The organism is Williamsia sp. (genome assembly GCF_036566845.1).
In the GTDB taxonomy this organism is placed as follows: domain Bacteria; phylum Actinomycetota; class Actinomycetes; order Mycobacteriales; family Mycobacteriaceae; genus Williamsia.
Genome location: NZ_DATCVM010000200.1, coordinates 1 through 6,605 on the forward strand (window position 1 = coordinate 1; position 6,605 = coordinate 6,605).

A 6,605-nucleotide genomic window follows, 5' to 3' on the forward strand; every position below is an offset into this window, starting at 1 on the left:
CCGCCAATGGCACCCACCGCTCCTTCGACCGCAAGAAAGTGGTTGCCTACTCCTTCAGACACACCTACGCACAGCGCCACGCCGACGCTGGCACCTCTCCCGACGTCCTCCGGGAGCTCATGGGCCACGAACAAATCAAGACCACCATGGGTTACTACCGCATCCCACAAAAACGGCGGCGTGAAGCCGCGGAGATAGTCGGCAACCTCGTCATCGTCGGCGACTCCCTCGTCATCGGATCGATGGGACACACCCAGCAGTTGACCGACCAACGCACCACTGTCGCAGTTCCTTTCGGAAAGTGCTCCAACCCGCAGAATGTCGCCGCCGAGGGGTATGGGTGCCCGATCCGACACCAATGCTTCGGGTGCGCATCGTTCAGCAGTGACCCCTCGTACCTGCCTGAGATGCGCCGCCGCCTGCTCGATCTTAAAGCGACTCGTGCCCGCGTCGACGCATTCCGCGGCGCCACCGAGTGGGCGAAACGCGATGCCCGCCCCAGCGACGAGGAAATCGAGGCGCTTCACAGTCGTATCCGGGGCGAAGAGGACAAGTGTCGTCTGCCAGGGGGATGGGACCAGTGTGAGCTGATTTTGCCAGGGTGATGGGACCACCTGGATTGCCAGTTATGGGACCACCGGCGCGTCGCGTCGGTGGTCTCTTCATCTGTTCGTTTGATCGCCGTGACGGGTCCAAGTCACGGAGGCGGCGGGCATGGCTTTTCGGGAGGTCAGTGTGAACGAGATCAGGGAAGTGCTGCGGGTGTGGCTGGGGGTCGCCGGGCTACCAGCACCGGGCTACCGCACGATCGCCGCGCATTGCGGCGTGGACCGCAAAACGGTGCGCCGCTACGTCGAGGCCGCGCAAGCGGCTGGTCTGCACCGCAGCGACGGCGTTGAGGCCGTCGACGACGGGTTGATCGGGGCGGTCGCCGACGCGGTGCGCCCGGTACGCCCGGATGGCCACGGCGCAGCGTGGGAACAGCTGCTGGGCTTCGAGGATCAGATCACCGCGTGGGTGGCCGGCGATGGTGAGCAGCGTCCGTTGACGATCACCAAGATCGAGACCCTGCTGGCCCGGCAGGGGTGCGTGGTGCCGTATCGGACGTTGAACCGATTCGCCACCGAGCGTTGCGGTTTCGGCCGCAAGGACACCACCGTGCGGGTCGCCGACGGGGATCCCGGGGTGGAATGCCAGATCGATTTCGGCTACCTCGGGATGCTCACCGACGCCGACGATGGGCGGCGCCGCAAGGTGCACGCGCTGATCTTCACCGCCGTCTACTCCCGACACATGTTCGTGTGGCTGACCTACTCGCAGACCCTGGTGGCGGTGATCGCCGGATGCCAGGCGGCGTGGGAGTTCTTCGGTGGCGTGTTCACGGTGCTGATCCCAGACAATCTCAAACCGGTGATCGCTGCCGCTGATGCGGTCAATCCCCGATTCACCCAGGGCTGGCTCGACTACGCCGGCCATGTCGGGTTCCTCACCGACCCGGCCCGGGTGCGCTCCCCGAAAGACAAACCGCGGGTGGAACGCGCGGTGCAGTACGTCCGCCGAAACTTCTGGGACGGTGAAACATTCACCAGTATTGAGCAGGCACAGCAGGCTGTCACCGCGTGGTGTCTTCGTACTGCCGGAACCCGTATCCACGGCAGCACGTGTGCACGGCCAGTGGAGGTGTTCACCACCGAAGAACAGGCCCTACTGCTTCCGGTGCCGGGCGCTTACGACGTGCCGATGTTCAAGACCGTAAAGGTGCACCGCGACTTCCACGCCGAAGTCGCCAAAGCGCTGTACTCGCTGCCCGAGCAATGGATCGGCACCGCGTTGGACGTGCGCGCCGATAGTGAGCTGGTGAAGTTCTATCACCGCGGCACGCTGGTCAAAGTCCATCCCCGCCAGCCTCCGGGTGGCCGCAGCACCGACCGCGCCGATCTGCCCGAACACAAGGCCGTCTACGCATTGCGGGACCTGACGACGTTGATCGCCACCTGCTCGGCACACGGCCCCAACATCGGGATCTACGCTGAACGCATCCTCGATGATCCATTGCCCTGGACCCGGATGCGCACCGTCTACCGACTCCAAGGCCTGGTGCGCCGCTACGGCGCCGGTCGCGTCGAGCAGGCATGTTCGCTCTCGCTGGACCTCGAGGTCGTCTCGGTCAACAAGATCGCCTCGATGCTCGAACGTGCCACGGAGAACACGATCCCGGTACTGCCGCTGGCCGTCGGCCACAACGCTACCCGGTTCTCGCGTGATCCATCTGAATTCAACACCACCTCAACATCATTGACCGTCATCGCCAACGCTGACTCCGAGGGGGCCTGCTGACATGAGCTCTACCAACCGCGCACCTGCCGACCCGGTCGGCGCCGACCTCACCCGACTGCTCAAGGCGCTCAAACTCGGCGCCCTGGCCGACACCCTGCCCGAACGGGCCGCCCTGGCCCGCCAGCACAAACTCAGCCACATCGGATTCCTGGAAACACTGCTCGCCGACGAGGTATCTCGACGCGAATCCCGATCAGCCGCCCTACGGGCGAATAAGGCCGGCCTCGACCCCACGATGCGTTTCGACACCTGGACCGCGCAACAGGACCTGCGCTACGACCGCACCCTGCTCGGCGACCTGACCTCGCTACGATTCCTCGACGCCGGACAGTCCGCAATCATCCTCGGACCCGTCGGCGTAGGCAAAACACATCTAGCGAATGCACTGGGGCACATAGCCATTCGCCGCCGCCACAGCGTCCTGTTTGCCCGATCCGACAAACTGTTCACCCGGCTACGCGCCGCCCGACTCGACCACACCGTCGACGCTGAAATCCGCCGGCTGGCGGCCGTCGACGTCCTCATCATCGACGACTTCGCGCTGCGGCCCCTCGGTGCCACCGAAACCAGCGACTTCTACGAAATCGTCGTCGAACGCCACCAGAACAAGACCACCATCGTCACATCCAACCGCGAACCCGCCAAAGCGCACTTGTTCGCGCGAACCTGTGCGGAAGTGGCGTTGAAACGTGACATGTTTGCAGGTATCAGGGTTGGGCGAGGTGGTCGGGCAGTCGGCCCTCGTCGAGGTGATCGGCGAGATAGATCATCGCTCCTTCGGGTCTCATCCCGAAGGCTGCCGCGACGAGTTTCGGGTCGATCGTATTGACCAGATCGGCCAGCCGGGTACTGCGCAGCATCTTGGGTGGCAGGCCGCAGGGATCGAGCAGATGACTCATGTAGGCCTCCGACGCCGGTCGCCGGTCGGCTTTGGTACCGCGCGTGACGATCACGTGCGGGTTGTTGGTGCGCTGGGTGTCGCGGTGATCGAGGCTGCGTTGCAGCGCGTTCCAGCTGACCGGGTCCAGCGGCACCGGGTGGGGGCGCGTGCCGAGGCGGATCGAGCGGTCACTGGTGTCGATGTGGTCGACCTGCAGCAGGCGCAGCTCACGGCTGGAGACACCGTGCAATATGGCGAGGAGCCCGAAGAGGGCTTCGTGCGGATGCGCAGCGGGGTCGGCGCTCCAGCGGCGAAATAGGTCGCGCTGTTGCGTGATGGTGAGTGTGCGGCCACGAAATCCCCTGTGCCGCTTGGCTGACATGCCGTGTGTCGGGTCCACGAGCACCACGCGACGATTGCGTGCGAACCGGAAGAACTGGCCCAACACGGTCAGACGTCGCGCTCGGGTGTTGGGCAACTCGGCGAGGAACGCCTCGATATCCGTGACGTCCACGAGTGCCCAATCCTGCTTGCCCCGTTGCGCTTCGAGGAAGTGAGCCAGGTCTCGCACTATCGTCAACGCTGACTCGATGGTGCGGTCGGAGCGGGGGCGGGTGCCTGCACGCCGGGCCCGGTCGCGGTTGTGCAGCATGGATTCGGCGAAGGCCGCGACAGCGACGCGCATCGGACCCGGTGTGGCGTCGATCCGTTTCTGCCGTCGTCCGGCGGCCAGCCGCTGGTCCTGGTCGGTGGCCATCGCCAGGCCGTGCTCGGTGAAGAACGCTTCCAGAGCGCGAGCCAGTGATCCCATCGACCGGCCAGGTCGGCGGGACCGCTCGAGCACGCTCTGCGGGTGGTTGGGGTGTTCGTCTTCGAGGAGTCGAGCCAGCGTGGCGATCATCCTGCAAGCGCGAGCGGGGCAGTGACGGGCGGCCAGATACGCGACGAAATCGCCGAGCCAGCCTGGTGGTTCAGTGAGCGCAGCGGCCAGGGTCTCACCGCGCACGAACGGCCGGTCCGGGTGGCGCTGCCAACATCGCCCGCACATGCCGTGCGCGGCGTGGCGGCGCAGCTCACCGCAGGACACACAGATGCGGGGCGGATACTTTGGTGGGCGGGGCCGCGAGCACGGGCCGCACCACCCCGTCGACTCGCGCAGATAGCCGGGCTTTGCGCAGCGCGGGCATGTCGATTTCGCGGCGGCGAGCGTGGCCCGCTTCTGACATGGCCGGCATACCGTTTCACCGCGGAATTTGATCGGACCGCCGCATTCGCGGCAGCGGCGTGAGCACAGCATGCACCGGTCTGTCTCCGGCAGCACGATCCGGTCCCAGCCGCAGCCCGGGCATCGTGCCTTGGCGGCCTGCGCCCGCAACCGGCGGGTGCAGTGGCAGCAGTGCTCGCGGCCGATGTATCCCACCGGTGCGCCGCAGTCAACGCAGTCTCGTTGTCGTTTCCCCACCAGCCGCACCCCGTTCCGAAACGTTGGGTGGGCCTACATTGGCGGCATTGATCGGCCCCGCGCGGTGGCGGTCTTGGGCTGCGAGGCGACCGGGCGCGGTCGTGCGGCAGGCTGTTCGACTGGGGTGGTGTCGATCTCGAACAGGTCATCCGGGGTGCAGTCAAGCGCGGTGCACAAGGCGATCAGCGTCGAGACCTTGATCTGGCTTGGCTCCTTGGTGAACAGCGCTGACACCGACGCCGCCGACAACTCCAGACCCGCGCGCTCGGACAAAAGCCGCCGCAGTTCGGTGCCGGTCCATACCTCGCGCTGGGCCGCGGCCATCCGCAGCCGCCAACGAATCCTCATGCCGTCCCATCCTCTCCGCTCAGCTCGGCCAGCGTCGAGGTGACCGCGCGTCGGTAGGCGTCCTCGATGAACGTCGCCGACGGCCGCACGTACCGCATGGTCGAGCTCACCGTCCAGTGCCCCAAAAGCTGTTGAATCGCAACCAGATCCACACCACGCTCGTAGTTGTGGGTGGCGCAGGCCCGGCGCAGCGCGTGCGGGCTGAATCGCTCGGTCGCCGGTCGCCCCTCCAGCTCCATCAGATACCGCAGGCGGTTGCGGATCGTGCCCCGATGCAGTGCGCCACCGGACTCGTCGGCGAACAGCACCGGCGAGTTCGGGAACTTCGGCCGCACGTCGGCCAGGAACCACTGCAACAACACATCCAGACCGTCCAGCATCGGCACCCACCGCGGCCGGGGACCGGACATGTGGGCGGCCTTGCCGAACCGCACGTGCAACTTGCCGAACGGTCCACGATCGAAATGCACGTCCGGAATCTCCAGCAGCGCTGACTCTTCCGACCGCAGCCCAGCGTGATACAGGGTCCGAAACATCGCATAGTCCCGCGCGGCCGGCCCGTACTTGCGGGCGGTGGCAATCCGAGTCTTCAGGAACTCGAAGAATGCGCTCACCCGCTCCGGGGTCGGCGGCGCCGCGACTGCCGGCGAGTCGTCGCCCACGTGCCGGGACGCGTTGAACTCATCCACCGGGCACACCAGCCGCGCCCCGAACGCGGCCTCGATCTCGGCAGCCTTGCGGGTCTGCAGGAACCGATGGAACCCCTTGAAGATCTGCACGTACTCCCGCCGCGTCGACGCCGCCCGCCCCGCCATCGCCAGCTCACCGACCACCCGATCGATGTCCTCGCTGGTGACCTCCCACGCCGGACACCCCAGCGCCGTCAAGGTCCGCTCCAACAGCCCGATATCGTTGTCGATCGTCACCGGGCTGAATCCTCGGGCATGCCAGGACGCCACGAATGCATCGACGCATTCACGTTGAAACACAACAGGATCGGCGGCAACAGCCTCGACCGGTGCGGCGCCACCGGGAATCAGCCGCAGACCCTCCACTCCCCGCACACCTTCTTCCCGCCTAACCAGTTAAGGCAACACCTAACATATCGCGATCACGCCTTGACGATCGCTAAGACACGCAGAACAGCCGAAAGCCCAGCTAGCAGGAGAAATCAGCCACAACGAACATGTGCCAGCTCCAGTTGAATGGTTGACCATGACCGCCGACACCCTGCTCGCCCAATCAGCGATCGACCGACTCACCGCGGCAGCCCACACCCTGGTCATCGAAGGACCGTCCTACCGCCAACGCACTCGACCCGGTCAGCTTGACCCAGCCGAACCCGACGAGCATCCTCAATAACGCGCCACGGTGGTCCCATCCCCCTGGCAATCAGGTGGTCCCATGACCCTGGCAAGCGACACAGCTCCGCAAGCAATCGTTTCGAACCATCCAATTCCTCGGTGGTGCCGTTCAATTTGTGAACCCAAGCGTTCATAGACGCAGCGGTAATCAGCTTGTGCACACTTCCCCGAACGCCCGCCATTTGGACCTCAAGAAGATCCCCGCGACCGATTG

6 protein-coding genes and 1 pseudogene are annotated in these 6,605 nt (G+C 65.6%); 4 read left to right on the forward strand and 3 right to left on the reverse strand.

Annotation, left to right across the window (positions count from 1 at the left end; genetic code table 11):
* The 3 genes from VIQ49_RS19285 to VIQ49_RS19295 all read left to right on the forward strand — a co-directional run.
* A partial coding sequence (locus tag VIQ49_RS19285) for a site-specific integrase (RefSeq protein WP_331887608.1) occupies positions 1-605 on the forward strand: 605 nt, incomplete at its 5' end.
* Positions 606-714: 109 nt separating this feature from the next.
* Positions 715-2,337 (forward strand): IS21 family transposase, encoded by a 1,623-nt coding sequence (gene istA, locus VIQ49_RS19290; protein ID WP_331887610.1) that lies wholly within the window; start codon positions 715-717, stop codon positions 2,335-2,337.
* A 1-nt stretch (position 2,338) separates the two neighbouring features.
* Positions 2,339-3,166 (forward strand): ATP-binding protein, encoded by an 828-nt coding sequence (locus tag VIQ49_RS19295; RefSeq protein ID WP_331887612.1) that lies wholly within the window; start codon positions 2,339-2,341, stop codon positions 3,164-3,166.
* A gap of 1,124 nt (positions 3,167-4,290) precedes the next feature.
* Here the strand turns inward: VIQ49_RS19295 and VIQ49_RS19300 are convergent.
* The 3 genes from VIQ49_RS19300 to VIQ49_RS19310 form a co-directional block, all read right to left on the reverse strand.
* Positions 4,291-4,452 (reverse strand): hypothetical protein, encoded by a 162-nt coding sequence (locus tag VIQ49_RS19300; protein WP_331887614.1) that lies wholly within the window; start codon positions 4,450-4,452, stop codon positions 4,291-4,293.
* Between the two features lie 260 nt (positions 4,453-4,712).
* A complete protein-coding gene (locus VIQ49_RS19305; protein WP_011777793.1) occupies positions 4,713-5,027 on the reverse strand; it encodes a helix-turn-helix domain-containing protein in 315 nt (104 codons plus the stop codon).
* Complete coding sequence (locus tag VIQ49_RS19310; protein ID WP_011777792.1) at positions 5,024-6,091, reverse strand: tyrosine-type recombinase/integrase; 1,068 nt, start codon at positions 6,089-6,091, stop codon at positions 5,024-5,026. Before VIQ49_RS19310 ends, VIQ49_RS19305 begins: the two co-directional genes overlap by 4 nt.
* A gap of 133 nt (positions 6,092-6,224) precedes the next feature.
* On the opposite strand from VIQ49_RS19310, the pseudogene VIQ49_RS19315 reads away from it, so the two are divergent.
* Positions 6,225-6,389, forward strand: a pseudogene (locus VIQ49_RS19315) (ATP-binding protein); the annotation flags it as partial.
* Positions 6,390-6,605 lie beyond the last annotated feature (216 nt).